This window comes from Pseudomonas sp. B33.4, from assembly GCF_034555375.1.
Taxonomy (GTDB): Bacteria; Pseudomonadota; Gammaproteobacteria; order Pseudomonadales; family Pseudomonadaceae; genus Aquipseudomonas.
The window spans coordinates 4,032,265-4,058,048 of the sequence record NZ_CP140706.1 but is presented as its reverse complement, the minus strand read 5'-3'; the positions used below and the strand labels follow the sequence as shown (position 1 = coordinate 4,058,048).

The following is a 25,784-nucleotide window of genomic DNA, read 5'->3' as shown; positions in this document are numbered from 1 at the left end:
CCCGAACCCGGCAGTCCGAGTTCAGGTAGCACACATCTCAGGAGGTTCACCGATGAACAGCAAAACCCTAATCGCCAGCCTGGCCCTCGTCGCCGGCATCGCCGGGATCAGTCCACTTGTTCAAGCGGCGCAAACCTCAAATGAACAGGCCGTGCAATCCCCGGTCAGCGACCGCGAACTGAAGGTCAACGACCGTGCTCCGGATATTTATCAGCGCAGTGAAAAAGCCATCGACTGGAAAACCAAGGGCCTGAAAAAACCTGTTGATCAGGCGCAATGGGTACAGATCAATGACCAGTACGTCATGGTGATGATCACCAACGGCACCATTGTCGAGATGAAACCGGTCCCGCGTTAAACCTCCGGCAACAATCAGCCATGGACGGTTGATTGCAATCGAGCGCCGTTCGGGTAAAACCCGTGGGGCGTTTCGAGTGAAGGGAAGTCAGGAGCAACAGGTTGGAAAAGAAACCGCTGTATCGCAAAGAAAACACCACCGCCCACAATGTCTGGCGCAACAACCCAGGCGGGCACTACCGCGACCAACGAAACACCAAAGCGCAAAGCCGCAGCGAGGCCACGCGCGGCTCGATGCATGGCATCAAACACCACGGCTACGACTACACGCCGTTGTTTCGTTTTCTGTTATCCCGCGTCGGCGGTCATTGGGATGAGATTTTCAGCGAAGCGGTATCTCGCCTTGATCGACCAGAACCGGTTTTCTGGATGGTTGCCATCCACGAAGACGATCGCAAGGACATTGTGCGACTGGGCGAGTCGGCCTACTTCAACGGCCTGTTCGTCGATGAGCAAAAGCAGCTGCAAATCGTCAACCCGCAGTTGACTCCCGAAGATATGAAACCTCATTGCCGTTGCTGCACGCATACCTTCAATGGTATTCCGTTTGGGCTGCCTGCGGACTGATCGAGCTACTCGACCCGAACCTGATTCATCACCTGCCCACCCCCCAACCGATACTGATTATTACCACTGCGCTTGGCCTCATACATCGCCAGATCGGCAATGTGCAGCAAGCGATCCATGGCCGTCGCATGATCCGGAAACACCGCCACGCCAAGGCTGGTGCCGATGTGGCGCTGGTCGTTGCCGATGCTGATCGGGGGCGACAGTTCGATGAAGATTTTCTGGCAGATACTGCGGGCTTCGTCCGGCAAACTCAGGTTCGGCGCCAGGCCTTGCAGGATCACCACGAACTCGTCGCCGCCAATGCGCGCAACGGTGTCGGTGGCGCGCAGGATGCGTTTCAGCCGCGTGGCCGTGGTGATCAGCACGCGGTCGCCGGCGGCATGACCGTAGCGGTCGTTGATGGTTTTGAAACCGTTGAGGTCGACGAACACCAGTGCGACGCGCGTGTCGCTCTGTCGCGCGTGGTCCAGCGCTTCGGACAAGCGTTGTTCCAGCACCAGGCGATTGGGCAGGCCGGTCAGCGGGTCGAAATGGGCGAGGTGTTGCAGGTAACTGGCCGAGGCTTTTTCTTCGGTGATGTCGCGCACCACGCCCATCATCTTCACCACCGCATCGTGGTCGTTGTGCACCACGTTGCCGGTTTCCCGCAGCCAGCGAATCGTGCCGTCGGGCCACACCACGCGGTATTCCTCATCATGGTTTTCGCCGGTTTCAAGACAGCGCAGTTCACCTTCGCGCACCTTGGTGCGGTCGTCCGGGTGCACGCAGGAACAGAACAGCGCATAGGACGGGGTGATTTCACCGATCTTGAACCCGAACATGCCGTAAATCGCATCCGACCAGTACAGCCGATCCGTGTCGACTTCCCAGTCCCAGGTGCCGATGCGTGCAAAGTACTGGCTGCGTTTGAAGCGCTCGACGTCGCCGTCCTGCTGAATGTGTTGGCCATCGGCGGCCCGTCTCAGCAGATCCCGATATTGCGCGAGCTGCCGGCGCAAACCGCGCTCGCGCCACAGCAGCAGGGCAATGACGGCCAGCATGCTCGCGCCCACGGCAAGGCTGATCCAGAACAGAGTCATTCGGGCGCTGCCAGCATGGCGGATCTATCCGTGGAGTAATGGCGGTTGGCTATGTTAATGCTTCAATACTCGGTTCGGATACCACGTTGATCGGCGCTGGCAGGTTGCCAATTACCGGTAATTCTGGGAAAACGGCGGCCAGCTGAACAATAGAGTGAATGTTATGAATGATGAACTGCAGGTTATCGATCTTCAGATCGGCGAAGGCAAAACCGCCGTCAAAGGCGCACTGATCACCACCCAATACACCGGATGGCTGGAAGACGGCAGCGAGTTCGATTCTTCCTACAGCCGTGGCAAACCTTTTCAGTGCGTGATTGGCACCGGGCGCGTGATCAAGGGGTGGGATCAGGGTTTGATGGGCATGCAGGTGGGGGGCAAACGCAAATTGCTGGTGCCGGCGCATCTGGGGTATGGCGAGCGGACGATGGGCAAGATCCCGCCGGGTTCGAATCTGGTGTTTGAGATTGAGTTGTTGGAAGTGCTGACGCGGGAGGATTGAGGTGGGGGGGCGACGATTTGGATGAAGTCCGTTACTTCATCCAAATGCCGTCAGGTTGGATCAGGTGAATACGTCTATATCGTCAAGCGTGTCTTCGATGATCCCTTGCAGTGAAGGGTGCGTTTGCTTGGCTGATTCGAGTGCCGCAAAAACTGTTTCAGTATCCAGCTCGCCATGTCGGCGAGCGATGTGCCCGAGTGCAGTAGCCGCAGCGGCCACAATTGCTTCGGCTTTGCTGGTGAGGTGTTTCAGGCAGATGTCCTGAGCCCAGTTTCTATCGGTTTCATTCAGGCCAATGGATACGAGTGCGGCGATCACGTTTGCATCCGTATCACTGGCAAGGAGTCTTATGGCCTCGTCATGGCTTATGGATGGATCTTGATAGATGAGGCCCATTGCCGAAGTTAACCCCTGATGCCGATAAAAAGATCGAATTCCGATGGCAGTTGTTCGTTAACCGCCATACCGATTTTTTGAGCTTGATCGAGTGTCAGCAGCCATTCGCCGTCGGGACTTTCATCAAGGCTCTTCCAACCCATTGCAGCCAAAACTGCCGGTTCAAATTTCGGCCCAACTGTAAGTTCGTATTTTAAGGTGTCGTCTTCGTCGTCACCTTTTAAGAAACCGCTAATCCATAAAAACATCTGTAGCTTCCTGTCTGCCTCATCCATTGGAGTGGCTGGTCTGACGGGGGAGTTCTCTCGTGAAAGCGTGCGCCTCAACTTGGCCAGCAGGCGCATATTGGCGGCGTCCTGCGGTGTGTCTTCCAGTGCATCCCAGACACAAGTGAAACTTTGGAATCGGGAGGGATGTTCCTTCATGGTTTAAGCCTTCCTGGTATTTGGCTTTTAGATATTCACCAGCAGAAAGAACGCTTTCGCGAGCAGGCTCGCTCCCACATTGGGACGGCGGTGTACTCGAATGCCGCGAGTAACCGCGAACAACTGTGGGAGCGAGCCTGCTCGCGAAGAACGATCCCGCGGTCAATCAGGCTGCATGCGCCATCTCGGCCAGTGTGTCGGCCACGGTCCTTTGCAGTGAGGGGAACCGGCGGGTCACGCGGCGCAGTGCGGGCAGCACGGTGTCGATTTCCAGTTCATCGAGTTGGGGAAGGACGGTGACGGCGGAGGCGACGATGGATTCGCGTTCGCTTTCGAAGAGCACCAGGCAGGCGTTCTGTGCCCAGCGTCCGTCGCGTTCGTTGAAGCCCATGGCCACCAGTGCCGCGACGACTTGTGCATCGGTTTTGTTGGACATGTTTATTGCCTCAGGGCGGGTTCGATTTTGTCGAGGGCGCGGTTGACCGCGAGTTCGCCGAGCATGACCACTTGCTGGATGCCGAGCACGGTGTTGCGGTAGGGCGAGTCGAGCAGGGCGGCGAAGTCGCTGAGCATGATGCTGGCCGAAGCCATGGATTCGCAGGCGTGGGCCATGAGGTCTTCGGCGCCGGTGTTCGGGTCGACGAGGAACATGGTGCTGGGTCTGCGCGGTGGTGAAGGCGGTGTGGGTTTCAGGTAGTGGTCGAGGGCGCGTTCGGCGGCTTCGTGGAGTTTTCTGGAGCCCGGTGTGGAATAGGGGGATGTCGGATTTTGATCGATTTCCGCATCTGTTTCGGGCGGATTCGGCGTTATTTTGAACATATGCTAGGAAACCTCAATGAGGCTGACACCGTTTGCGACTAAACATTGGGTGACAGCTATACGCAGGTTAGTCGACCGGCCCCCTAGCTAAACCGGCGCGCTCGAAAGCGCCCTGCGCATAGCCGCCATTGAGTGCAGGCATGGAAATGCCAGACTGAATAACAGCTTGCTAGCTAGAGATGACACCGAGCGACTAAACCCGATCACTGAACATTCAGTGACGCGATCCAAGTTACCGGCAGCTCCCAAGCCGCACAAGCCGGCGGATTCTGGCGTAGTTGTAGGCAAAGGCGCAAGGCGCTGTAGCCTTGTGGCTGATGTCTAAATGATGCTGCGTTTGACTGGGCGCCTTCGCGAGCAGGCTCGCTCCCACAGGGGGAATGCATTCCAAACTGTGGGATCGAGCTTGCTCGCGAAGGCGCCTTCAAAATCACTTCAGGATTCAACCCTCACACCCCGCCCAAACCGCTCCCGATACACCGACGGCGGCACACCCACCACCCCGCGAAACGCCACACGAAAACTCTCCACCGACCGATAACCACAACGCTCGGCAATCTGCTCGGTGTTATGCGGCGTGCTCTCCAGCAACTCTCGCGCCCTCGCTAATCGTTCGTGCTGCAACCAGGCCTTGGGCGACTGCCCACTGGCCTCGGTAAAACGCCGCAGAAACGTACGCTCACTCATCGCCGCTTCGCTGGCCAGATCGCGCACTTCCAGCGGTTCATGCAAACGCTCGCGCGCCCATTGCATCACCCGCGACAGATCGTTGCGCGGCGTCGGGCTGACCGGGGTTGGAATGAATTGCGCCTGGCCGCCAGTACGCTGCGGCGACATCACCAGACGCCGCGCTACCGAGTTGGCGACTTGCGTGCCGAAGTCCCGCGCCACCAGATGCAGGCAGGCATCGATCCCGGCGGCGCTACCAGCCGAAGTGATCAATTGACCGGAGTCGACATAAAGCACATCCGGATCAACCGCAATTGCCGGGAAGCGCTGCGCCAGTTCCGCCGCGTAACGCCAATGGGTTGTGGCGCCGTGGCCGTCGAGCAGGCCGGTGGCCGCCAGCACAAATACACCGGAGCAGATCGACAGTAATCGCGCGCCTCGGGCATGGGCCTGACGCAACGCGTCGATCAATGCTGGAGGCACCGCCGCGTTACGGTCGCGCCAGCCGGGAATAATGATGGTGCGCGCTTCGGCCAACAATTCCAGACCGCCATCGGCCAGCACCTGAATCCCGCCCAAGGCGCGCATCGGGCCTTGATCGACCGCCGCAATGGCGTGGGTGTACCACGGGAAATCGAACTCCGGCCGGGTCAGGCCGAAGACCTCCACGGCGATGCCGAACTCGAATGTGCAGAGGCCGTCGTAGGCCAGAATCGCGACCAGACCTGGTGATGTCGGCATTTGGCGGAAAATTCCCGGTGAGTGTCTTGTGCGCCACTGTAGCCGCAAGCGGCCGCTCGATAAAGTCTGTTCACACCCGTTCAGATAAAGGAGCAACACTCATGGTTAGTCTGGTTCGCGACATCCCCGCAGCACCGTCGGCGATCGCCCTGATGCACTTCAGCAATCGTCTGACTTTCGAGACCGATTGTTCCGACGTGTTCAGCAGCCAAGAGGCTGGCGAGATCGATTTTGTCCTGGTCGACGTTCGCGGCTCGCTGGCCTTTGAGCGCGGGCATGTGCCGGGCGCGATCAATATCCCGAACCGCTTGCTGACGGCGGCGGAACTGGCGAGTTACCCGAAAACCACGCTGTTCGTGGTCTATTGCGCCGGCCCGCACTGCAACGGCGCGAACAAGGCGGCGGTGAAACTGGCGGCACTGGGTTACCCGGTCAAAGAAATGATCGGCGGGGTTACCGGATGGCTGTATGAAGGCTTTCAGTTGAGTGTGCCGCAAGGGGTCAATGCGGCCATCGGCTGCGAATGCTGATCCCCTTGTAGGAGCTGCCGCAGGCTGCGATCTCTTGATCTTGATGGTTAAAAAAACAGATCAAAAGATCGCAGCCTGCGGCAGCTCCTACAGGGAAATCAGCGTTTTTCTGCGCTGGAAATGCCCTTGTCCTACAGCCCTTGCACCACGACGGCGCACCCGTTGACCCCGGTCAATCGGTGCGCCGATCTTTCATAAGTATTTGTCGCTTAAACACAATTTACCCTGTGCGCGCCGCCATAGACTGCCGGCCACTTCGGTTTTTGCAGCCAATTGGCCATGACCGAACGCTGAATCGAAAGCTGCCAATAAAAGCCTCCGCACACAGGAGTTATAAATGAAGAAGCTAGTGATGTTCGGTGCCCTGGCACTGTCGATGTTGTCCCTGACCGCTGTGGCCGAAGACGCCAAGCCGATCCGCATCGGTATCGAAGCCGGTTACCCGCCATTCTCGATGAAAACCCCTGACGGCAAACTGACCGGTTTCGACGTCGACATCGGCGATGCGCTGTGCGCGCAGATGAAAGTCAAATGCACCTGGGTCGAGCAGGAATTCGATGGCCTGATCCCGGCGCTGAAAGTGAAGAAAATCGACGCGATCCTGTCGTCGATGACCATCACCGACGACCGCAAGAAAAACGTCGATTTCACCATCAAGTACTACCACACCCCGGCGCGCTTCGTGATGAAGGAAGGCTCCGGTGTCAAAGACCCGCTGACCGAGCTCAAGGGCAAGAAAGTCGGCGTGCTGCGTGCCAGCACCCATGACCGTTACGCCACCGAAGTGTTGGTGCCGGCCGGGATCGACCTGGTGCGTTACGGCTCGCAACAGGAAGCCAACCTCGACATGGTTTCCGGGCGTATCGACGCGATGCTGGCCGACTCGGTCAACCTCAGCGACGGTTTCCTGAAAACCGATGCCGGTAAAGGTTTTGAATTCGTTGGCCCGACCTACGAAGACGCCAAGTACTTCGGCGGCGGCGCCGGCATTGCAGTGCGCAAGGGCGATACCGCGCTGGCCGAGCAGTTCAACAAAGCCATCACCGAAATCCGCGCCAATGGCGAGTACAAGAAAGTCCAGGACAAGTACTTCGACTTTGATGTGTACGGCCATTAATACGCCGTAGAAAAAAGTGGCCCCGTTTGCGCGATGGCCACTTTTTTTGCGCTCTAATTGTGATGAGACCCTTGTAGGAGTGAGCCTGCTCGCGATAGCGGTGTGTCAGACAACGATAATGTTGAATGTTAAACCGCTATCGCGAGCAGGCTCACTCCTACAGGGGATCTTTGTGATCCAGATATTGAGGAGATTTTCCCTTGCAACGCATCGACCATGTTCTGCCCTGGAGCCACTTGGGCAGCGAGCGCTCGCTCAGCGTGTTTCGCTATGGCGCGGGCACCCGCAAGGTGTACATCCAGGCCAGCCTGCACGCCGATGAACTGCCGGGCATGCGCACCGCGTGGGAACTCAAGCAGCGCCTCAATGAGCTGGAACAACAAGGCCGTTTGCAGGGCGTGATCGAGCTGGTGCCGGTAGCCAACCCGATCGGCCTCGATCAACACGTGCAAGGTGCGCACATGGGCCGTTTCGAACTGGGCAGCGGCAAGAACTTCAACCGTGCCTTCGTCGAACTCAGCGCGCCGGTCGCGGCGTTGATCGGTGAGCGTTTGGGTGCTGATGCCGAGGCCAACGTTGCGCTGATCCGCCAAACCATGGGCCAGGTGTTCGATGAGCTGCCGGCCCCGGCCTCGCAACTGGAAGCCTTGCATCGCTTGCTGCTGCGCCATGCCTGCGATGCCGACATCACCCTCGATCTGCATTGCGATTTCGACGCGGCGATTCATTTGTATGCGCTGCCGCAGCACTGGCCGCAGTGGCAGTCGTTGGCAGCTCGTTTGAAGGCCGGGGTGGCGCTGTTGTGTGAAGATTCCGGCGGCAGTTCGTTCGATGAATCCTGCTCGACGCCGTGGTTGCGGCTGGCGCGGGCATTTCCTAACGCTGCGATTCCTGCGGCGAATCTGGCGACCACGCTGGAGCTGGGCAGTATGGGCGACACCCGGGTCGATCAGGCGCAGGCCAATTGCGAGGCGATTCTGGGCTTCCTCGCCGAGCAGGGTTTTATCAGCGGCGAATGGCCGGCGGCGCCAAGCGAGTGCTGCGAAGGCCTGCCGTTCGAGGGCACCGAATACCTGTTCGCACCGCACCATGGCGTGGTGAGTTTCCTGCGCAATGCCGGCGAGTGGGTGGAGAAGGGCGATGCGCTGTTTGAGGTGGTGGATCCGTTGCAGGATCGTGTGACCACCGTGCGCGCCGGCACCAGCGGCGTGTTGTTTGCGCTGGATCGCGGACGCTACACCGAGCCGGGGATCTGGCAGGCGAAAGTGGCGGGGCGGGTGGCGTTTCGGACGGGTAAATTGACGAACGACTGACGGGATCTCCGTTGGGGCTAATGGCCTCATCGCGAGCAGGCTCACTCCTACAGGGGAATGCATTCCAAATGTAGGAGTGAGCCTGCTCGCGATGGCGGCATCAGCAACACCACCGAATTTGGATCCTTGGCCGAGGATGTTAGGCTCCCCCCCGAACCCGACTCTCCGTGAAGGAAGGCTCTATGTTGAAGGTCTTTGCTCTGTTGACCCTGCTGGCGTCCACTACTGTGCAGGCGCAAACCACGCTGCAATCCGATCTGCCGCTCAAGTACCTCGAACAGGTTCACGCCGATGCCGAGGCGCGGCCGCTGGTGATTTTTCTGCACGGCTACGGCAGTAACGAAGCCGATCTGATCGGCATGAAATTCCAGCTGCCGGCGCAATACAACTACCTGTCGGTGCAGGCACCGTTGTCGCTCGGTGAAGGACGTTTCCAGTGGTTTCGCAAGAAAGGCGAAGGTGCCTACAACGGCGAGACCGATGATCTGAAGGTCAGTGGCCAGAAGCTGCGCGACTTTATCGCGCAAGCGGCGCAGAAATATCACACCACCCCAGACAAGGTGTACCTGATCGGTTTCAGCCAGGGCGCGATGATGACCTACGAAGTGGGGCTGAGGCCGCCAGTGGCGGTCGGTGGGATCGCCGCGCTGAGCGGGCGTTTGTTGCCGGTGTTGAAGGCCGAACTCAAAAGCGAACAGCAGCCGTTGCCGCTGAGCATCTTCATCGGCCACGGCACCGCCGATGATCCGGTGCCGTATAAAAACGGCACCGAGGCTAACACGCAGCTACAGAAACTCGGTTATAACCCGCAGTTCCATGCCTATCCCGGCGTCGGCCACAGTATCAGTGCGGCCGAGCTGCGCGACTTGAACGGCTGGTTGCAGCAGCTCAATCCTTGAGGATGGTTTTCACCAGGGCATCGTGACCTTTCTTGTCGCTGGCGCGGGAGATCACCTGCACAAGCGCCATCTTCGTGCCGGAACCGGCCATCAGCGTGGTGTTGAGAGTCTGGCCACCGCCCTGGGTCGCGGTGCTGTCGACCTGACGCAAGCCAAGGCCGGTGCCTTTCTGGGTCAGGCTCTTTTCGCTGAGTTTGTTGAAGTCCGGCAGCGCCTTGCGTTGGTCTTCGATGAAGCTCGACACGCTGCCGTCGAGGAACTGCCCGTCGTTGTCCTTGACGTGCTGGCCTTCGGGGATCTTGTTTTCAGCGGTAATGACCACGGTTTTCGTGGCCTCGTTGGTGTACATCGTGCCCGTGGTCCCGCTCGGGCTGGTCGGTAGCGGGTCGGCGACGAAACCTTTTGGCAGCACAAAGGTGAACTTGCCCTCGAGCATCGAGACTTTCTCGGTGCCGGCATTTTTCTTGGCCGCTTGCGCGTGAATGGCGCCGAAACCGGCGAGGGCCGCCACCAGCAGGACGACGGTTTTTTTGCTCAACAATGACATGTGAATCTCCGGTGGATGGTCGCGCGAGGCGGGCGATCATCCCACGGAGCGTGCCGGTCGTTCCAGCGCGAATCATCTGAGCGGTTACTGTGTCTGCGCTTTCGCCAACGGACGGGCCAGCAGGCGTTTGGTCACGCCGAGCATGGCCACCGACACCGCAACGCCGACGGCAAATCCGCTCAGGCCCATGCTTGGCAAGGTCAATGCCGAGACCAGACAAAACGCTGAGAACGAATACATGCCGGTCGCCGTCGCCCTTAACAATGCGGCGGTAAATGCCGGGCCGCGGGTCTGTTGCGAGAACACCGCCATCACACTGCCGAGTACCGGGAACACTGCGAGCAAACCGCTCCAGCGCTCGCCGACGGTGCTGGCGAGCATCGTCACCACCAAGGTCAACGCGGCGCCGGCGATCATCCGCCAGATCAGTTTGTCCGACTTCGGCGCCTTGCCGCTGAGCACCGGTTGCACGGTGGGAAACAGATACGGCGATGCCAATAACGCAACCGCCGCCGCTGCCACTGAAAACGGCAGCGACGCCGGAATCAGCGACAGCACCCCTGCGATCACGGCCCACACCGACAGCGACGCCGCCAACGCCAGCGGCCAGTTCGCCCGTTGCGCCACCTGCGCGTAAGTGATGCAGAACGCAATCATCGCGAACATCGCCGATAACGCCGCCACCGCTGATTGCGCGGCAAAGCCCGGACCCTGCTCGATAGCGAGGAAAAACAGAATCGGCCCGACCACCACCGGCAACCCCGACAGCCACCCGGCCACGCTCGGCCCCCAGCGTTTGCCCGCCAGGGAAATCAGCAGCAGAAAACCGGGAATCAGCAGCAGTTTGAGGATCAGCACGCAGGAGTCTCCATCCGTTGAAGGTTCGCCACGTTAGCATTGTCGATCGGCGATTGCTGCCTATGTGTGCGGTTTTTGTATACAAAGTGCCGACGACGATACCCGGCTATGCTTTGATTATCAGGGCTTGCCGGAGTCGATACCGCGATGAACAAAACACCCAAGGTGTTACGGGGATGTTGCGGCATAGGCTTGTGGGCGCTATTGCTGACGCCAACCTGGGCCAATTGGCAGGACGCCGTGCCCGGCGCGCAAATCATCGGCACCGGCGATTACAGCGTATTTGGTTTCGATGTCTACAACGCGCGCCTGTGGAGTGCCGCGCGGCCCCTGGTCGACGGTCAGCCGTTTGCGCTGGAGCTGATCTACCGCCGCAACATTTCCCGCGACGACCTGGTCAAGGCCAGTGTCGATGAAATCAAACGCCTGGCTGATGGCCGCGTCAGCCCGGCGCAATTGGCCGGTTGGCAGATCCAGATGCAGCAATCGTTCGTCGATGTGCAAGCCGGCACGCGCATTACCGGGGTGTATCTGCCGGGGCAGGGCGCGCGGTTTTTTGTCGGCCAGCAGTTACAGCACGAGATCGATGACCCGCTGTTTGCCCGAGCGTTTTTTGCTATCTGGCTCGATCCGCGCACGCGCAGTCCCGAGTTGCGCGAACAGTTATTAGGTATGAGCCAATAGATTTTTTTGCGCTTCAAGGCTCAGGCGGAAACCTCTAAGCTGCGTCTTTCCGACTTGTTTCTGGATGTGTGCGTGAAATTCAGTTTGCCCAAAATCGCCACCGCGCCGTTTTGCCCACCGGAAGTGGCTGGCAGTGTTGCGGTTGATCCCAATGCCTCGTTCTTCAAACGGGTGCTGCGCTTCGCCGGTCCCGGTTTGCTGGTGTCGATCGGTTACATGGATCCGGGCAACTGGGCTACCGCTATCGAGGCCGGTTCACGCTTTGGCTACAGCCTGTTGTTCGTGGTGTTGCTGGCGAGTCTGGCGGGCATGGTCGTGCAATGTTTGTGTTCGCGGCTGGGCATCGCCACCGGGCGCGATTTGGCGCAATTGTCCCGCGAGCGCTACAGCACGCCGACTGCACGGCTGCAGTGGGTACTGGCGGAAATCTCGATCATCGCCACGGACCTCGCTGAAGTGCTTGGTTGTGCGCTGGCGTTTCACTTGTTGCTCGGCTGTTCGCTGACCTTCGGCATTGCCCTGACGGCGTTCGACACCTTGCTGGTGCTGGCCCTGCAAAATCGTGGTTTCCGCAGACTGGAAGCGATCATGTTGGTGCTGGTCGCAACCATCGGCGTGTGTTTCTTCGTTGAACTGTTGCTGATCAAACCCTACTGGCCGGATGTCGCCCAAGGTTTCAAACCGTCGCTGGCGGCGATTGGCGAGGCGGCGCCGTTGTACCTGGCCATCGGTATTCTCGGCGCCACGGTGATGCCGCATAACCTCTATCTGCACACCTCGATCGTGCAGACACGGATGATCGGCAAGGATCTGGCGAGCAAGCAGGACTCGGTGAAACTGGCGCGCATCGACACCATCGGTTCGCTGGCGCTGGCGTTGCTGGTCAACGCGGCGATCCTGATCCTCGCCGCTGCGGCGTTTCACCAGTCCGGGCACACCGATGTGGTGGACATTCAGGACGCCTACCACTTGCTCGATCCGCTGGTCGGCGGTGCGCTGGCCAGCGTGTTGTTCGGCGTCGCGCTACTGGCGTCGGGGCAAAGTTCGACCTTCACCGGCACCATCGCCGGCCAGGTGATCATGGAGGGGTACCTGAACCTGCGGATCCCGTGCTGGCAGCGACGCTTGATCACTCGCGGACTGGCATTGATTCCAGCGTTTATCGGCGTGTGGCTGATGGGCGATAACGCGATTGGCAAGTTGCTAGTGTTGAGTCAGGTGGTGCTCAGTCTGCAACTGCCGTTTGCCCTGTATCCATTGATTCGCATGACCAACGACAAACAGCTGATGGGGCCGTTTGTAAATCGCTGGCCAACCCGGGTGTTGGCTTGGGGGTTGTTTGTGGTGATCAGTGGCGCTAACAGCTGGTTGATTTTGCAGTGGGCGGTTTGATCCAGCATTTGCAGTGACTGGGCTGGCCTCTTCGCGAGCAGGCTCGCTCCCACAGTTTCCAAGGTGATTTCAACAGTGTGTACACCTCGTAACCTTGTGGGAGCGAGCTTGCTCGCGAATGCGGAGTATCAGGCTCCGACATCGCTAAATATTGGAATGCGCCCATTGAGCGAAGGCCGGTAGTGCCAGTTCAAGCGATTCAGATCGATGCCACGCCCAAGTATTTCCCGCACCGTCGCCCCGGCAATACTCATCGCCAACGCTTGCCCCGGACACTGATGTCGGCCACTGCCAAAACTGAAACTGCGGCGGTTGGCGCGCTGCGGCAGAAACTGCTCAGGGTGTGCGTTAAGCGCCGGATCACGATTGGCCGAGGCCAACAAAACCAGAATCACATCACCCGCCTCGACACGCACACCGGCAATCTCGCACGGCGCGGCGACGAAGCGCCGGGTGTTCTGCACCGGCGGATCGAAGCGCTGGACTTCGTTGAGCAGTGCTTCGATGGATTCGCCGCGCAGTGCTGGCTGACGACGTAGCGCCAACAGCGTGTTGCCGATCAGCCCGGCGCAGGCTTCGAACGTCTGCGAGCAGAGGCCGATCAGGTTGGCGATCAGGGTTTCTCCATCGCCGGCAAAACGCTGCTGGATGGCTCCCAACAAATTGCTGGCAGGCTCGGCGAGTAACTCGATGAAGTAGCCGCGCAGTTGTTCGGCCGCCGCATTCGCTGCGGCCAGTTGCAGGTCATTGCTCAGCGGCGACAGGCAGGCGACGAAGTCCGCCGTCAGCTCGCTGACTGCCCGCGCCTGCGCCGGGGTGAATCCCAAAAGCGCCGCGATTACGCATGCCGGGCCGCGAAACATTGCCTTGTACACACCGTCGGCGTCCGCTGTGATCAGCCGGGCGGCGACCAAAGCATTGATCGTCTCAAGGTCCAGCGCTGCCAGCTCAGGCTCGATTGCCGAACGCGGGCAGCGCTGGCGTTCGCCGTCATTCATGCGCATCAATTGGCCGAAGACCTTGCCGGCCATGCTTTTTGCAATCGCCGTGGGTACGGGTTCCTGCGCCGGGCGCACCCGACAATCAGCGTGGGCCAACACCGCACACACCGCGCGGGCGCTGCTGGCGACCCACAGTTTCAACTCCGGATGAAACGTCATTCCACTTGCTGCGCGCAGTTCGGCGTAGTAGGGATAAGGATCGACATGCGTTGCGGCACTGATCGGGTTCATGGTTTGCATCCTTGTCGGCGGGGAAAGTGTTGCTACTATCTCCACTGCGCAACGACGACGATTCGTCCGGGAGCGAACTATGCACGCAGAACATCAAGACATCGGCGTATCGCAGGTGGCCGCCGCCATCGCCGAGCCGGCGCGAACCAAAATCCTCTGTTCGCTGATGGACGGCCACGCCCGCACGAGCACGGAGCTTGCGACGATCGCCGAAGTCAGCGCCTCGACCGCCAGTGTGCACCTGGCGAAACTCAAGGACCTGGCCTTGGTGCGTCTGCATGTGCAAGGCCGTCATCGCTATTACAGCCTCGCCGATCAGCGTGTGGCGCAAGCGCTGGAAGCGTTGATGGTAATCGGTCAGAACGCCGCGCCGACGTTCAAGCCGCACACCCCGGATCGCCTGCAATTCGCCCGTACGTGTTACGACCACATGGCCGGAACGCTGGCGGTGTTGTTGCATGATCGTTTACTCGCAGCGGGTTGGCTGGTGCAGACCGACGAGCAGGTGTATCGCTTGAGTGATACGGGCGAAGTGTTGTTTGTTGGACTGGGCATCGAAGTGCAGGATTTGACCACCCTGCGCCGCAAGTTTGCCTGCCCGTGCCTGGACTGGAGCATGCGCCGGCCGCATCTTGGTGGCTCGCTGGGCGCTGCGCTGTTGCAGACCGCGCTGAAGCGCAAGTGGGTGACGCAGGATCTGGACAGTCGGGCGCTGGCGTTGACGGCGGCGGGGCGCAAGGAGATCGGTGCGCGGTTTGGCGTTGAGTGGCCGGTAGACGGGCAGACCAACAGATCGCAGCCTTCGGCAGCTCCTACAGGAATCGCGTACACCCGATAAATCTCGACTCTACCCAATCCATGTAGGAGCTGCCGAAGGCTGCGATCTTTTGATTTTCAGCTTCTGACCGACGAGGGGCGCATCTGCCACCTTGTATCACCGCAGACGACTCTATACTGTATATGCAAACAGTATAGGGCCCGCGCCATGCAAATCATCGACAAGCTGAGCATCCTCGCCGACGCCGCCAAGTACGACGCCTCCTGCGCGAGCAGCGGCGCGCCCAAGCGCAGCTCCGAAGGCAAGAGCGGGTTGGGCTCGACCGATGGCATGGGCATCTGCCACAGCTACACGCCGGACGGGCGTTGCGTGTCGTTGTTGAAGATTCTGCTGACCAACTTCTGTCTTTACGATTGCCAATACTGCGTCAACCGCCGCTCCAGCGATGTTCCGCGCGCTCGTTTCACCCCCGAGGAAGTCGTCGCGTTGACCATGGATTTCTACCGGCGCAACTGCGTCAGCGGATTGTTCCTCAGTTCGGGGATCATCCGCTCGGCGGACTACACGATGGAGCAACTGGTGCGGGTGGCGAAGCTGCTGCGCGAAGAGCATGAGTTTCGCGGGTACATCCATCTCAAGACCATTCCCGAAGCCGATCCGGCATTGATCGAAGAAGCGGGACGCTACGCTGATCGCCTGAGCGTCAATATCGAACTGCCGACCGATGCCAGCCTGCAAGTGCTGGCGCCGGAGAAGGACATCGCGTCGATCAAACAGGCAATGAACACCATCTACACTGGCGTGCAGACCGTGTTGAACGAACCGCGCTCGGCGAAGTTCGCTCCGGCCGGGCAGAGCACGCAGTTGATTGTCGGCGCCGACGACACCGACGACAGCACCATTCTCCACAGTGCCCAGGCCTTGTACGGCAACTTCCGTCTGCGGCGGGTTTATTACTCGGCCTTCAGCCCGATCCCTGACAGTCCGAAAAGCGTGCCGCTGGCCGCGCCGCCGCTAATGCGCGAACACCGCTTGTATCAGGCCGATTTTCTCTTGCGCAGTTATGGCTACAGTGCCGATGAACTGCTCAAGGGACCGGGCAATCTCGCGTTGGACATCGACCCGAAACTCGCCTGGGCCTTGCAGAATCGCGAGGTGTTCCCGCTCGATCTGAACCGTGCCGAAGCATCCCTGATTGCGCGTATTCCCGGCATTGGTTTGCGTACCACCGAACGTCTGGTGGAGTTGCGCCGACAACGGCGCATTCGTTACGAAGACGTCGCGCGCATGCGCTGTGTGCTGGCCAAGGCCAAGCCGTTCATCATCACCAGCGACTACCATCCGCAACAGGCCGAAGTCACCAGCCATTTGCTCTATCAACAATTGCGCGACCGGCCGATGCCGCACCAGATGGGGCTGTGGGGATGATCAATCTCGATTGCGACGACCTGTTCGACACGTGGCGCCAACAGGCGCGCTGGTTGCTGAGCCATGAAGTCGATCCGAGTCTGGTGAGCTGGGCCTCGGAGGGGGTGGGTGATCTGTTTGCCAATGATGATCCGGTGCCTGAGGGGCAGGGGCCGTTTGTGGCAAAGATCCCGCGCGCGTTGCTCGACACGCTGGAACAGGCTTCGCGCTATCGCGGCGATCAACGCTGGAGTTTGTTGTATGAAGTGTTGTGGCGCGTCAGCCACGGCGACCGCACGGCGATGATGGCCGGGGACAAACTGGGCAGCGAACTGCAGCGACGAATCAAACAAGTCAATCGCGAAGCCCATCACCTGCATGCGTTTGTGCGTTTCATCGAACGCCCTTCATCCAGCGCGGGTCCGCAATATGTGGCTTGGCATGAACCGGCCCATGACATTTTGCACAGCGCCAGTGAGCATTTCATCGGGCGAATGGGCCGCCACCGCTGGTTGATCGCCACGCCGCGTGACGGGGTTTATTACGATGGCGAGCAACTGATCTATCAGCGTCAATGCCCGGTGGAATGGCAGCAGCTGGCGCAGAATGTCGATGATCCTCATGGGGATCTGTGGCTGACGTATTACAGCCACATCTTTAATCCAGCGCGGTTGAACGAGAAGGTCATGCAGGGGCATTTGCCGGCGCGGTTCTGGAAGAATCTTCCCGAGGGGGAGTTGATTCCCGGATTGATTACGCAGGCGCGGATGGGGAAGCAGCAGAATGGGCAGGCGAGTGGGATTGCCAACCGTGCAGGTAAACGGATTGCCTTGAAGAGCTAAAAGCCTACCCTCACCCTAACCCTCTCCCAGAGGGAGAGGGGACTGACCGAGGTGTTCGGACTTGATCCATCGACCTGAAAGTTTGCGTCGAACTTCGGTCTGGAGAACAACCGAGATCGGCTCCCTTTCCCCCTCGCCCCCCTGGGGGAGAGGGCTGGGGTGAGGGGGCGAGGATCTCCAGCACGACATAAAAATCCCGGCACAATAAAAAGCCCTCCACCAATCACTCGGTGGAGGGCTTTTCTACATCAACACCCGTCAAATCAAACCTTGACGATCCAGCCCGCTGGCGCTTCGATGTCGCCGGTCTGTACGCCCGTCAGCTCTTTGTAGAGCTTCTGGGTCACAGGACCCACTTCGGTCTCGCTATGGAACACATGCAGATGGTCGTTGTAGCTGATACCACCGATCGGCGTGATCACCGCAGCCGTACCGCAAGCGCCGGCTTCCTTGAAGTCCGACAGTTTGTCGATCAGCACGTCGCCTTCAACCACTTCCAGGCCCAGACGCGATTTCGCCAGTTCGATCAGCGACAGGCGGGTGATGCCTGGCAGAACCGACGGCGAGTTCGGCGTGATGAACTTGTTGTCGTGGGTGATCCCGAAGAAGTTGGCCGAGCCGACTTCTTCGATCTTGGTGTGGGTCATCGGATCCAGATAGATCGCGTCGGCGAAGTTGGCTTTCTTCGCTTTCGAGCCCGGCATCAGGCTGGCTGCGTAGTTGCCGCCGACCTTGGCTGCGCCGGTGCCTTGTGGGGCGGCGCGGTCGTAGCTGGAGATCTGGAAGTTGTGCGGGGTCAGGCCGCCCTTGAAGTAGGCGCCGACCGGGATGCAGAAGATCGAAAAGATGAACTCGGGTGCAGTGCGCACGCCGATGTTGTCACCCACGCCGATCACGAACGGACGCAGGTACAGCGCGCCGCCGGTGCCGTAGGGCGGAATGAAGCGCTCGTTGGCACGAACCACTTCTTTACAGGCTTCGATGAACTGCTCGGTGTCGACCGTTGGCATCAACAGACGCGCGCAGCTGCGTTGCATGCGCAGGGCGTTCTGGTCCGGGCGGAACAGGTTGATCGAGCCGTCCTTGCAACGATAGGCCTTCATGCCTTCGAAGCACTGCTGGCCATAGTGAAGGGCCGTCGAGCCTTCGCTGATGTGCAGCACGTTATCTTCGGTCAGGGTGCCTTTGTCCCACTCGCCATCGCGAAAGTACGACAGATAGCGTTTGTCGGTCTTGATGTAGTCAAAACCCAGCTTGTCCCAATTGATGCTTTCGTTACCCATGACACCCTCTATCACTGAACAACCGTCGAAACGGTTCAAGGCTTCTGACGTTTTTTGGATGGGCACAACAATACTTCATTCTTGAGCGGTTTCGCAGCCCGGACTATCGGATGACAGGCAGATAGTTCGTGTTGACCTCAAGAATTCGCGAGCAGGTCGAATCGTCGCACCGTCGCTCCCACAGGGAAACGCATTCCAAATGTGGGAGCGAGCCTGCTCGCGAAGGGGCCTACAGGTGCAACGCATGCCCGAGGGCACGCAACGCCGCTTCCTGCACCGCTTCACCCAAGGTCGGATGCGCATGAATGGTGCCGCCGATGTCTTCCAGCCGCGCACCCATTTCCAGGCTTTGCGCAAACGCGGTCGACAATTCGGAAACACCCACGCCCACCGCTTGCCAGCCTACAATCAGATGATTGTCCCGACGAGCGACCACACGCACGAAGCCGCTTTTCGACTCCAGCGTCATCGCCCGGCCATTGGCGGCGAACGGGAAACTGGAAACGATGCAGTCCAGTCCCGCAGCTTTTGCTTCGTCCGGGGTCTTGCCGACGACCACCAGTTCCGGGTCGGTGAAGCACACCGCAGCAATGGCCGTCGGGTTGAACTCGCGGCTCTTGCCGCTGATCAACTCGGCAACCATTTCGCCCTGAGCCATGGCGCGGTGGGCCAGCATCGGTTCGCCGCTCAAATCGCCAATCGCGTAGACGTTGCGCATGCTGGTCTGGCAGCGGCTGTCGATCTTGATCGCCGAACCGTTCATGTCCAGATTCAGCGCTTCCAGATTCAAGCCCTGCGTATTCGGTTTGCGACCAACGGCGACCAGCACCTGATCGGTTTCCAGGTTGAGGGTTTCGCCCTCGGGATCGCGTACCTGCAAGGTGCCATCGAAGCCCAGCACGCTGTGCTTCAGATACAGCTTCACGCCCAGTTGCTTCAGCGCGTCATGCACCGGTTGCGTCAGTTCAGCATCGTAGGCCGGCAGGATGCGATCCTGCGCCTCGACCACACTGACTTCAGCACCAAGCTTGCGATAAGCAATGCCCAGTTCCAGACCAATGTAACCACCGCCCACCACCACCAGACGTTTTGGCACGGATTTCGGCGCGAGTGCTTCGGTGGAAGAGATGATCGGCCCGCCAATTGGCAGGATCGGCAGATTGACGCTGGTCGAACCGGTGGCCAGCGCCAGGTGCTCGCACTGGATGCGCGTGTCGCCAACGTCAACGGTTTTGCCGTCGATGACTTTGGCCCAGCCATTGATGACCTGAACCTTGTTCTTTTTCAGCAAGGCAGCGACGCCGGTGGTCAGGCGATCAACGATGCCGTCCTTCCACTCGACGCTTTTAGTGATGTCGAGGCTCGGCGCGGCAACGCTGATGCCCAGCGCCGAATGCTGGCTGTGGTGCTGCGTCTGATGAAACTGCTCAGCCACATGAATCAGCGCTTTCGACGGGATGCAGCCGATGTTCAGGCAGGTGCCGCCCAGCGATTGGCCTTCAACCAGAATGGTCGGAATGCCCAGTTGACCGGCGCGAATCGCCGTCACATAACCGCCGGGGCCGCCGCCGATGATCAGCAGCGTAGTGTTCAGAGATTGCATGCCTTACTCCACAAACAAAGTGGCAGGTTGTTCGATCAAGCCGCGAATGGCCTGGATGAAGAGTGCCGCGTCCATGCCATCGACCACGCGGTGATCGAAGGAACTGGAGAGGTTCATCATCTTGCGGATCACCACCTGGCCTTTGACGACCATTGGCCGTTCGACGATTTTGTTGACGCCGACGATCGCCACTTCCGGCAGGTTCAGCACCGGCGTGCTGACAATGCCGCCCAGCGCACCGAGGCTGGTCAGGGTGATGGTAGAACCGGATAGCTCATCGCGACTGGCCTTGCCATTGCGCGCGGCGTTGGCCAAACGGGAGATTTCCGTGGCGCTGTCCCACAAGCTGCGCGCCTCGGCGTGACGCACCACCGGCACCATCAGGCCGACATCGCTTTGCGTGGCGACGCCGACATGCACCGCGCCGAGGCGGGTGATGACCTGGGCTTCGTCGTCGTAGCGGGCGTTCATTTGCGGAAAGTCGCGCAGGGCGACGACCAGCGCACGGACGAGGAACGGCAGCAAGGTCAACTTGCCACGGCTGGCGCCGTGTTTTTCATTGAGATGCGCGCGCAGTTCTTCAATCGCGGTGACGTCGATTTCTTCGACATAGCTGAAGTGCGCGGCACGCTGCGTGGCGTCCTGCATACGCTGGGCGATCTTGCGGCGCATGCCGATCACTTGAATCTGTTCTTCGTCGTTACGCTGGGCGTAAGCGGCGGCGACTGGTGCTGAAGCGTTGGACTGACCTTGCGCCAGATAGGCTTCAAGGTCTTCGTGCAGCACACGACCGGCCGGGCCGGAACCGCGCACCAGGCGCAATTGAATGCCCAGATCCAGCGCATGTTTGCGCACGGCCGGGGAGGCGAGCGGGCGTTCGTCTGCTTCGCGCGCAACCATCGGGCCTTGGCAAACCGCAGCAGGGCGCGGCGCGGCTGGAGCAGGTTTGCTCTCAACAACGGTTTCAACTTTCGGCGCAACCGGCGCTTCTTTAACAGGCGCAGGTGCGGCGGACTCTTTCAAGTTCCCGGCACCTTCAACCTCGATGCTGATCAGCACACTGCCAACCGCCATCACTTCACCCGGCTGACCACCGAGGGCAATCACCTTGCCGTGCACGGGCGATGGAATATCAACCATCGCCTTATCAGTCATCACATCCGCCAGCACCTGATCTTCAACGACCAGATCGCCCACCTTGACGTGCCACTGCGACAGTTCTACTTCTGCGATGCCTTCGCCGATGTCCGGCATCTTGATAACGTGCGTGCCCATTCAGACCTCCATGACCCGTTTCAACGCCGCACCCACTCGGGACGGCCCTGGGAAATACGCCCACTCCTGCGCGTGCGGGTAGGGAGTGTCCCAACCGGTGACGCGTTCGATCGGCGCTTCCAGGTGATGGAAGCAATGCTCTTGCACCAGCGACACCAGTTCGGCGCCGAAACCGCAGGTGCGGGTGGCTTCGTGTACTACCACGCAGCGGCCGGTTTTCTTCACCGACTTGACGATGGTTTCCAGGTCCAGCGGCCACAGGCTGCGCAGGTCGATGACTTCGGCATCCACGCCGGATTCTTCGGCAGCGACTTGCGAGACGTAAACGGTGGTGCCGTAGGTCAGCACCGTCACGTCCTTGCCCGGACGGGTGATCGCGGCAACGTCCAGCGGCACGGTGTAGTAACCGTCCGGAACCTGGGCTTGTGGGTGTTTCGACCACGGGGTTACCGGGCGGTCGTGGTGGCCGTCGAACGGGCCGTTGTACAGGCGTTTCGGCTCAAGGAAGATCACCGGGTCATCGTTCTCGATGGAGGCGATCAGCAGGCCTTTGGCGTCATATGGGTTGGACGGCATCACGGTGCGCAAGCCGCACACCTGAGTGAACATCGCCTCGATGCTCTGGCTGTGCGTCTGACCGCCATAGATGCCGCCGCCGCATGGCATACGCAGGGTCATCGGTGCGGTGAACTCGCCAGCCGAGCGATAACGCAGGCGCGCCGCTTCGGAAATGATCTGGTCGGAAGCCGGGTAAACGTAGTCGGCAAATTGAATCTCGGCGACCGGACGCAAACCGTAAGCGCCCATACCGACGGCAACACCGACGATGCCGCTTTCCGAGATCGGTGCGTCGAACACCCGCGAGGTGCCGTACTTGGTCTGCAGGCCTTCGGTGCAGCGGAACACGCCGCCGAAGTAGCCGACGTCCTGACCGAACACCACGACATTGTCATCACGCTCAAGCATCACATCCATGGCCGAGCGCAGGGCCTGGATCATGGTCATGGTGGTCGTGGTCATGGCGGTTTCCAACTGAATATTGTTGTTGTGGTCGTTCATGTCAGATCCCCAACTGCTGACGCTGGCGCTTCAAGTGCTCCGGCATCTCTTTGTAGACGTCTTCGAACATGGTTGCGGCGCTAGGAATCTGACCGCCAGCGAGGGTGCCGTACTGTTCGGCCTGTTTCTGCGCGGCAATCACTTCGGCTTCGAGCTCGGCGCTGACAGCGGTGTGCTCTTCTTCCGACCAGTGGCCAACCTTGATCAGGTGCTGTTTGAGACGGGCGATCGGGTCGCCGAGCGGGAAGTGGCTCCAGTCATCGGCCGGACGATATTTCGACGGATCATCGGAGGTCGAGTGCGGGCCGGCACGGTAGGTGACCCATTCGATCATGGTCGGGCCGAGGTTGCGGCGGGCGCGTTCGGCAGCCCAGGCAGATGCCGCATACACCGCGTAGAAGTCGTTGCCATCCACGCGCAGCGAGGCGATGCCGCAACCGACGCCGCGTCCGGCGAAGGTGGTGGCTTCACCACCGGCGATGGCCTGGAAGGTCGAAATCGCCCATTGGTTGTTGACCACGTTGAGGATCACCGGCGCACGATATACGTGGGCGAAGGTGAGGGCGGTGTGGAAGTCCGATTCGGCGGTAGCACCGTCACCGATCCACGCCGAGGCGATTTTGGTGTCGCCCTTGATCGCGGAAGCCATACCCCAGCCCACGCCTTGAATGAACTGCGTGGCGAGGTTGCCGGAGATGGTGAAGAAACCGGCGTCCTTGACCGAGTACATGATTGGCAACTGACGACCTTTGAGCGGATCGCGCTCGTTGGACAGCAGTTGGCAGATCAGGTCGACCAGTGGCACTTCGCGGGCCATCAAAATGCTTTGCTGACGGTAGGTCGGAAAGCACATGTCGTCGATGTTCAAGGCCAACGCCTGAGCACTGCCGATGGCTTCTTCGCCGAGGCTCTGCATGTAGAACGACATCTTTTTCTGACGCTGGGCGACCACCATACGGTTGTCGTAGATGCGCGTCTTGAGCATGGCGCGCATGCCTTTTCGCAGGATCTCGACCGGCACGTTCTCGGCCCATGGGCCGAGGGCGTTGCCCTGATCGTCGAGCACACGAATCAGCCCACGCGCCAGGTCGGCGGTGTCGGCAGGTTCTACGTCGATGGAAGGTTTGCGCACCGTACCGGCATCGGTCAGATGCAGGTAGGAAAAATCGGTTTTGCAGCCGGGACGGCCCGAGGGTTCAGGGACGTGCAGGCGCAGCGGTTCATACGCTTGGGTCATGGCTTCTACGCTCGATCTTGTGAATTTCTTGTAGTGAGCTGGCAGTCATTCTTCGGTAGAAGAAATCTTGTCCTACAACAATCATAGGCCCGGGCAAGAAGAATATTTATCTCTGTTTCGTTGCGCTGAAGACGATTTGCAGATAGAAATTCTGCATAAACATAAAAAACAGGTGGTTTTGTCTCATGCGCAAACTGGACCGTACCGACATCGGCATTCTCAACAGCCTTCAGGAGAATGCGCGCATCACCAACGCCGACCTCGCACGCTCGGTGAATCTGTCGCCAACGCCGTGCTTCAACCGGGTCAAGGCGATGGAAGAATTAGGCCTGATTCGCGAGCAGGTGACGCTGCTGGATGCCGACCTGCTGGGGCTGCACGTTAACGTGTTCATCCACGTCAGCCTGGAGAAGCAGGTCGAGGAAGCGCTGCAGCATTTCGAGGAAGCCATTTCCGATCGCCCCGAAGTGATGGAGTGCTATCTCATGGCCGGAGACCCGGATTACCTTATCCGGGTCCTGGTGCCGACCATTCAGTCGCTGGAGCGCTTCATGATGGACTTCCTTACAAAGGTTCCCGGCGTGGCGAACATTCGCTCAAGCTTTGCGCTGAAGCAGGTGCGCTACAAGACCGCGCTGCCGCTGCCGGCGAATGGGTTAACGTTGGGGGCGTGAAGATCAAAAGATCGCAGCCTTCGGCAGCTCCTACATTGGATTCGCGTTTCTCCTGTAGGAGTTGCCGCAGGCTGCGATCTTTTGACGTTAAAGCTTGTTGATCGGGATCTTCAGGTACGTCACACCATTGTCGTCCGCCGCCGGAAAATTCCCCGCCCGCACATTCACCTGAATCGCTGGCAGCAACAGTGTCGGCATGCCCAGCCCGGCGTCACGCTTCGTGCGCATCTCGACAAACCCCGCTTCATCAATGCCGTCATGCACGTGAATATTGCTTTTGCGCTGCTCACCGACGGTACTCTGGCACTGCGATTGGCGACCCTCTGGCGGGTAATCGTGACACACGTAGAGTTTCACGCTGGCCGGGAAGGCCAGCAGTTTGTGGATCGAGTTGAACAATTGGTGGGCATTGCCACCGGGAAAGTCGCAGCGCGCGGTGCCGACATCGGGCATGAACAGCGTGTCGCCCACCAGAATCTGCTCGCCATCGATCAGATAAGCCATGTCCGCCGGGGTGTGGCCGGGGACGTGCAGGGCGGTGGCCTTGAGGTTGCCGATGCGAAACGACTCGTTCGGCGCAAACAGGTGATCGAACTGCGAGCCATCAACGCAAAACTCCGGCTCTAGATTGAACAGTGCCTTGAACACGTTCTGCACTTTGCTGATCGATTCACCGATGGCGATTTTGCCACCCAGTTCCCGACGCAGATACGGTGCGGCGGACAGGTGATCGGCGTGGGCATGGGTTTCCAGCAGCCACTGCACTTGCAGGTTGTGGGCGCGAACGAAGGCGATGATTTTGTCGGCCTGGGCAGTGCAGGTACGCCCGGCAGCGCCGTCGTAATCGAGCACCGGATCGACGATCGCACATTGCCCGCCGTCGGTTTCATAGACCACGTAGCTGTAGGTCGAAGAGGCGGGGTCGAGGAACGATTCAATCTGCGCGGGCATGGACACCAACCTGAACAAGGGAAATGGGTTGCAACACTTTATCTAAAAACATAATGTTCGCAGCTTAAGTGACCTTGAAGGCATCGTGCAAATGCAATCCAGTCTGACCGAATGTGAAGTTGCCCAACTCCGTGCCTCGGCCTCCAAGGCCTGCGCGTTGCTCAAGGCCATGGCCAATGAGGATCGCCTGTTGATCCTGTGTCAACTGACTCAGGGTGAGCGCAACGTCGGCGAACTGGAAAAAATGACCGGTGTGCGCCAACCGACGCTGTCCCAGCAACTGGGCATCCTGCGCGATGAAGGGCTGGTCGCGACCCGTCGTGAAGGCAAGTACATTTTTTACGGCCTTGCCAGTCCGGAAGTGATTCAGGTGATGAAGACCCTGTCCGGGCTCTATTGCGGCGCCGTGCTGAAAAGTCTCGGTCATCAATAAAGTGCCAGCCAACACAAAACCCATGTAGGAGTGAGCCTGCTCGCGATTGCGGTGTGTCAGCCACACATTCATTAACTGACACACCGCTATCGCGAGCAGGCTCACTCCTACA

General features: G+C 59.6%; 29 protein-coding genes. 14 read left to right on the top strand and 15 right to left on the bottom strand.

The genetic code is table 11. The features are described 5' to 3' along the window. Positions 1–52: 52 nt before the first annotated feature. Together U6037_RS17760 and U6037_RS17755 are read left to right on the top strand one after the other, a co-directional pair. The gene (locus U6037_RS17760) at positions 53–358 is read left to right on the top strand and encodes an RcnB family protein (protein ID WP_034156152.1); all 306 of its coding nucleotides are present in this window, start codon (positions 53–55) and stop codon (positions 356–358) included. 101 nt (positions 359–459) lie between these two features. Next, a complete protein-coding gene (locus U6037_RS17755) occupies positions 460–924 on the top strand; it encodes a hypothetical protein (protein WP_322843960.1) in 465 nt (154 codons plus the stop codon). Positions 925–929: 5 nt separating this feature from the next. Here the strand turns inward: U6037_RS17755 and U6037_RS17750 are convergent, their stop codons facing one another. Continuing rightward, on the bottom strand, positions 930–2,006 hold the full coding sequence (locus U6037_RS17750; protein WP_322843959.1) for a diguanylate cyclase domain-containing protein: 1,077 nt from the start codon (positions 2,004–2,006) through the stop codon (positions 930–932). Positions 2,007–2,169: 163 nt separating this feature from the next. On the opposite strand from U6037_RS17750, the gene U6037_RS17745 reads away from it, so the two are divergent. Beyond that, a complete protein-coding gene (locus U6037_RS17745; RefSeq protein WP_322843958.1) occupies positions 2,170–2,508 on the top strand; it encodes an FKBP-type peptidyl-prolyl cis-trans isomerase in 339 nt (112 codons plus the stop codon). Positions 2,509–2,568: 60 nt separating this feature from the next. On the opposite strand, the gene U6037_RS17740 is transcribed toward U6037_RS17745, so the two are convergent. The 5 genes from U6037_RS17740 to ftrA form a co-directional block, all read right to left on the bottom strand. After that, a complete protein-coding gene (locus U6037_RS17740) occupies positions 2,569–2,904 on the bottom strand; it encodes a hypothetical protein (RefSeq protein ID WP_322843957.1) in 336 nt (111 codons plus the stop codon). A gap of 8 nt (positions 2,905–2,912) precedes the next feature. Next, positions 2,913–3,329 carry a pyocin S6 family toxin immunity protein gene (locus tag U6037_RS17735; protein ID WP_322843956.1) on the bottom strand — a complete coding sequence of 139 codons (417 nt, stop codon included), beginning with the start codon at positions 3,327–3,329 and terminating at the stop codon, positions 2,913–2,915. A 166-nt stretch (positions 3,330–3,495) separates the two neighbouring features. Continuing rightward, positions 3,496–3,765 (bottom strand): hypothetical protein, encoded by a 270-nt coding sequence (locus U6037_RS17730; RefSeq protein ID WP_322843955.1) that lies wholly within the window; start codon positions 3,763–3,765, stop codon positions 3,496–3,498. 2 nt (positions 3,766–3,767) lie between these two features. Next, positions 3,768–4,148: a DUF6124 family protein gene (locus tag U6037_RS17725; RefSeq protein ID WP_116254971.1), complete on the bottom strand. Its 381-nt coding sequence runs from the start codon at positions 4,146–4,148 to the stop codon at positions 3,768–3,770. A gap of 435 nt (positions 4,149–4,583) precedes the next feature. Then, positions 4,584–5,558: a transcriptional regulator FtrA gene (ftrA, locus tag U6037_RS17720; RefSeq protein ID WP_322843954.1), complete on the bottom strand. Its 975-nt coding sequence runs from the start codon at positions 5,556–5,558 to the stop codon at positions 4,584–4,586. 101 nt (positions 5,559–5,659) lie between these two features. On the opposite strand from ftrA, the gene U6037_RS17715 reads away from it, so the two are divergent. From U6037_RS17715 to U6037_RS17700, 4 genes are all read left to right on the top strand, one after another. Then, on the top strand, positions 5,660–6,088 hold the full coding sequence (locus U6037_RS17715; protein WP_322843953.1) for a rhodanese-like domain-containing protein: 429 nt from the start codon (positions 5,660–5,662) through the stop codon (positions 6,086–6,088). Between the two features lie 337 nt (positions 6,089–6,425). Then, positions 6,426–7,205, top strand: coding sequence for an ABC transporter substrate-binding protein (locus U6037_RS17710; RefSeq protein ID WP_016775210.1), 780 nt, complete (start codon positions 6,426–6,428; stop codon positions 7,203–7,205). 200 nt (positions 7,206–7,405) lie between these two features. Continuing rightward, positions 7,406–8,518: a succinylglutamate desuccinylase/aspartoacylase family protein gene (locus U6037_RS17705; RefSeq protein ID WP_322843952.1), complete on the top strand. Its 1,113-nt coding sequence runs from the start codon at positions 7,406–7,408 to the stop codon at positions 8,516–8,518. A 182-nt stretch (positions 8,519–8,700) separates the two neighbouring features. After that, complete coding sequence (locus tag U6037_RS17700; RefSeq protein ID WP_322843951.1) at positions 8,701–9,417, top strand: alpha/beta hydrolase; 717 nt, start codon at positions 8,701–8,703, stop codon at positions 9,415–9,417. Here U6037_RS17700 and U6037_RS17695 read toward each other — a convergent pair. Further along, a complete protein-coding gene (locus U6037_RS17695) occupies positions 9,407–9,964 on the bottom strand; it encodes a hypothetical protein (RefSeq protein ID WP_322843950.1) in 558 nt (185 codons plus the stop codon). The two genes, U6037_RS17700 and U6037_RS17695, sit on opposite strands and share 11 nt — an antisense overlap. Positions 9,965–10,048: 84 nt before the next feature. After that, entirely contained in the window at positions 10,049–10,822 is a 774-nt protein-coding gene (locus U6037_RS17690) for a hypothetical protein (RefSeq protein WP_322843949.1), read from the bottom strand. A gap of 147 nt (positions 10,823–10,969) precedes the next feature. Between U6037_RS17690 and U6037_RS17685 the strand changes: the two genes are divergently transcribed. After that, positions 10,970–11,506 carry a chalcone isomerase family protein gene (locus tag U6037_RS17685; RefSeq protein WP_322843948.1) on the top strand — a complete coding sequence of 179 codons (537 nt, stop codon included), beginning with the start codon at positions 10,970–10,972 and terminating at the stop codon, positions 11,504–11,506. Positions 11,507–11,578: 72 nt separating this feature from the next. Continuing rightward, complete coding sequence (locus tag U6037_RS17680) at positions 11,579–12,898, top strand: Nramp family divalent metal transporter (protein ID WP_322843947.1); 1,320 nt, start codon at positions 11,579–11,581, stop codon at positions 12,896–12,898. A gap of 128 nt (positions 12,899–13,026) precedes the next feature. On the opposite strand, the gene U6037_RS17675 is transcribed toward U6037_RS17680, so the two are convergent. Next, complete coding sequence (locus U6037_RS17675) at positions 13,027–14,130, bottom strand: cytochrome P450 (RefSeq protein WP_322843946.1); 1,104 nt, start codon at positions 14,128–14,130, stop codon at positions 13,027–13,029. Positions 14,131–14,209: 79 nt separating this feature from the next. Here U6037_RS17675 and U6037_RS17670 point away from each other — a divergent pair, with 79 nt between their 5' ends. The 3 genes from U6037_RS17670 (at position 14,210) to U6037_RS17660 (ending at position 17,157) form a co-directional block, all read left to right on the top strand. Continuing rightward, on the top strand, positions 14,210–14,968 hold the full coding sequence (locus tag U6037_RS17670) for a helix-turn-helix transcriptional regulator (protein WP_322843945.1): 759 nt from the start codon (positions 14,210–14,212) through the stop codon (positions 14,966–14,968). A gap of 147 nt (positions 14,969–15,115) precedes the next feature. After that, entirely contained in the window at positions 15,116–16,336 is a 1,221-nt protein-coding gene (locus U6037_RS17665) for a putative DNA modification/repair radical SAM protein (RefSeq protein ID WP_322843944.1), read from the top strand. Continuing rightward, positions 16,333–17,157 (top strand): TIGR03915 family putative DNA repair protein, encoded by an 825-nt coding sequence (locus U6037_RS17660; RefSeq protein WP_322843943.1) that lies wholly within the window; start codon positions 16,333–16,335, stop codon positions 17,155–17,157. The genes U6037_RS17665 and U6037_RS17660 overlap by 4 nt, the downstream gene beginning before the upstream one ends. A gap of 263 nt (positions 17,158–17,420) precedes the next feature. Here U6037_RS17660 and U6037_RS17655 read toward each other — a convergent pair whose 3' ends face one another. From U6037_RS17655 to U6037_RS17635, 5 genes are all read right to left on the bottom strand, one after another. Then, the gene (locus U6037_RS17655; RefSeq protein WP_053121443.1) at positions 17,421–18,440 is read right to left on the bottom strand and encodes a branched-chain amino acid aminotransferase; all 1,020 of its coding nucleotides are present in this window, start codon (positions 18,438–18,440) and stop codon (positions 17,421–17,423) included. Positions 18,441–18,669: 229 nt separating this feature from the next. Further along, positions 18,670–20,043 (bottom strand): dihydrolipoyl dehydrogenase, encoded by a 1,374-nt coding sequence (lpdA, locus tag U6037_RS17650; protein ID WP_322843942.1) that lies wholly within the window; start codon positions 20,041–20,043, stop codon positions 18,670–18,672. A gap of 3 nt (positions 20,044–20,046) precedes the next feature. Beyond that, positions 20,047–21,318 carry a dihydrolipoamide acetyltransferase family protein gene (locus tag U6037_RS17645; RefSeq protein WP_322843941.1) on the bottom strand — a complete coding sequence of 424 codons (1,272 nt, stop codon included), beginning with the start codon at positions 21,316–21,318 and terminating at the stop codon, positions 20,047–20,049. Next, positions 21,319–22,377: an alpha-ketoacid dehydrogenase subunit beta gene (locus U6037_RS17640; RefSeq protein WP_003224000.1), complete on the bottom strand. Its 1,059-nt coding sequence runs from the start codon at positions 22,375–22,377 to the stop codon at positions 21,319–21,321. Position 22,378: 1 nt separating this feature from the next. Further along, positions 22,379–23,614, bottom strand: coding sequence for a 3-methyl-2-oxobutanoate dehydrogenase (2-methylpropanoyl-transferring) subunit alpha (locus U6037_RS17635; RefSeq protein WP_322843940.1), 1,236 nt, complete (start codon positions 23,612–23,614; stop codon positions 22,379–22,381). Positions 23,615–23,799: 185 nt separating this feature from the next. Here U6037_RS17635 and bkdR point away from each other — a divergent pair, with 185 nt between their 5' ends. Further along, positions 23,800–24,288, top strand: a complete 489-nt coding sequence (gene bkdR / locus U6037_RS17630) for a Bkd operon transcriptional regulator BkdR (RefSeq protein ID WP_025111414.1) — start codon at positions 23,800–23,802, stop codon at positions 24,286–24,288. 87 nt (positions 24,289–24,375) lie between these two features. On the opposite strand, the gene U6037_RS17625 is transcribed toward bkdR, so the two are convergent. Next, a complete protein-coding gene (locus tag U6037_RS17625) occupies positions 24,376–25,239 on the bottom strand; it encodes an MBL fold metallo-hydrolase (protein ID WP_322843939.1) in 864 nt (287 codons plus the stop codon). A gap of 91 nt (positions 25,240–25,330) precedes the next feature. On the opposite strand from U6037_RS17625, the gene U6037_RS17620 reads away from it, so the two are divergent. Then, the gene (locus tag U6037_RS17620; RefSeq protein ID WP_007915092.1) at positions 25,331–25,672 is read left to right on the top strand and encodes an ArsR/SmtB family transcription factor; all 342 of its coding nucleotides are present in this window, start codon (positions 25,331–25,333) and stop codon (positions 25,670–25,672) included. Positions 25,673–25,784 lie beyond the last annotated feature (112 nt).

Coding starts and splice junctions, on each gene's coding strand:
- lpdA (WP_322843942.1), bottom strand. CDS start 20,043: ATGCAATCTCTGAACACTACGCTGCTGATCATCGGCGGCGGCCCCGGC.
- U6037_RS17695 (WP_322843950.1), bottom strand. CDS start 9,964: ATGTCATTGTTGAGCAAAAAAACCGTCGTCCTGCTGGTGGCGGCCCTC.
- U6037_RS17735 (WP_322843956.1), bottom strand. CDS start 3,329: ATGAAGGAACATCCCTCCCGATTCCAAAGTTTCACTTGTGTCTGGGAT.
- U6037_RS17675 (WP_322843946.1), bottom strand. CDS start 14,130: ATGAACCCGATCAGTGCCGCAACGCATGTCGATCCTTATCCCTACTAC.
- U6037_RS17625 (WP_322843939.1), bottom strand. CDS start 25,239: ATGCCCGCGCAGATTGAATCGTTCCTCGACCCCGCCTCTTCGACCTAC.
- U6037_RS17645 (WP_322843941.1), bottom strand. CDS start 21,318: ATGGGCACGCACGTTATCAAGATGCCGGACATCGGCGAAGGCATCGCA.
- U6037_RS17640 (WP_003224000.1), bottom strand. CDS start 22,377: ATGAACGACCACAACAACAATATTCAGTTGGAAACCGCCATGACCACG.
- U6037_RS17740 (WP_322843957.1), bottom strand. CDS start 2,904: ATGGGCCTCATCTATCAAGATCCATCCATAAGCCATGACGAGGCCATA.
- U6037_RS17660 (WP_322843943.1), top strand. CDS start 16,333: ATGATCAATCTCGATTGCGACGACCTGTTCGACACGTGGCGCCAACAG.
- U6037_RS17665 (WP_322843944.1), top strand. CDS start 15,116: ATGCAAATCATCGACAAGCTGAGCATCCTCGCCGACGCCGCCAAGTAC.
- U6037_RS17730 (WP_322843955.1), bottom strand. CDS start 3,765: ATGTCCAACAAAACCGATGCACAAGTCGTCGCGGCACTGGTGGCCATG.
- U6037_RS17620 (WP_007915092.1), top strand. CDS start 25,331: ATGCAATCCAGTCTGACCGAATGTGAAGTTGCCCAACTCCGTGCCTCG.
- ftrA (WP_322843954.1), bottom strand. CDS start 5,558: ATGCCGACATCACCAGGTCTGGTCGCGATTCTGGCCTACGACGGCCTC.
- U6037_RS17760 (WP_034156152.1), top strand. CDS start 53: ATGAACAGCAAAACCCTAATCGCCAGCCTGGCCCTCGTCGCCGGCATC.
- U6037_RS17710 (WP_016775210.1), top strand. CDS start 6,426: ATGAAGAAGCTAGTGATGTTCGGTGCCCTGGCACTGTCGATGTTGTCC.
- bkdR (WP_025111414.1), top strand. CDS start 23,800: ATGCGCAAACTGGACCGTACCGACATCGGCATTCTCAACAGCCTTCAG.
- U6037_RS17745 (WP_322843958.1), top strand. CDS start 2,170: ATGAATGATGAACTGCAGGTTATCGATCTTCAGATCGGCGAAGGCAAA.
- U6037_RS17655 (WP_053121443.1), bottom strand. CDS start 18,440: ATGGGTAACGAAAGCATCAATTGGGACAAGCTGGGTTTTGACTACATC.
- U6037_RS17670 (WP_322843945.1), top strand. CDS start 14,210: ATGCACGCAGAACATCAAGACATCGGCGTATCGCAGGTGGCCGCCGCC.
- U6037_RS17725 (WP_116254971.1), bottom strand. CDS start 4,148: ATGTTCAAAATAACGCCGAATCCGCCCGAAACAGATGCGGAAATCGAT.
- U6037_RS17715 (WP_322843953.1), top strand. CDS start 5,660: ATGGTTAGTCTGGTTCGCGACATCCCCGCAGCACCGTCGGCGATCGCC.
- U6037_RS17685 (WP_322843948.1), top strand. CDS start 10,970: ATGAACAAAACACCCAAGGTGTTACGGGGATGTTGCGGCATAGGCTTG.
- U6037_RS17750 (WP_322843959.1), bottom strand. CDS start 2,006: ATGACTCTGTTCTGGATCAGCCTTGCCGTGGGCGCGAGCATGCTGGCC.
- U6037_RS17700 (WP_322843951.1), top strand. CDS start 8,701: ATGTTGAAGGTCTTTGCTCTGTTGACCCTGCTGGCGTCCACTACTGTG.
- U6037_RS17635 (WP_322843940.1), bottom strand. CDS start 23,614: ATGACCCAAGCGTATGAACCGCTGCGCCTGCACGTCCCTGAACCCTCG.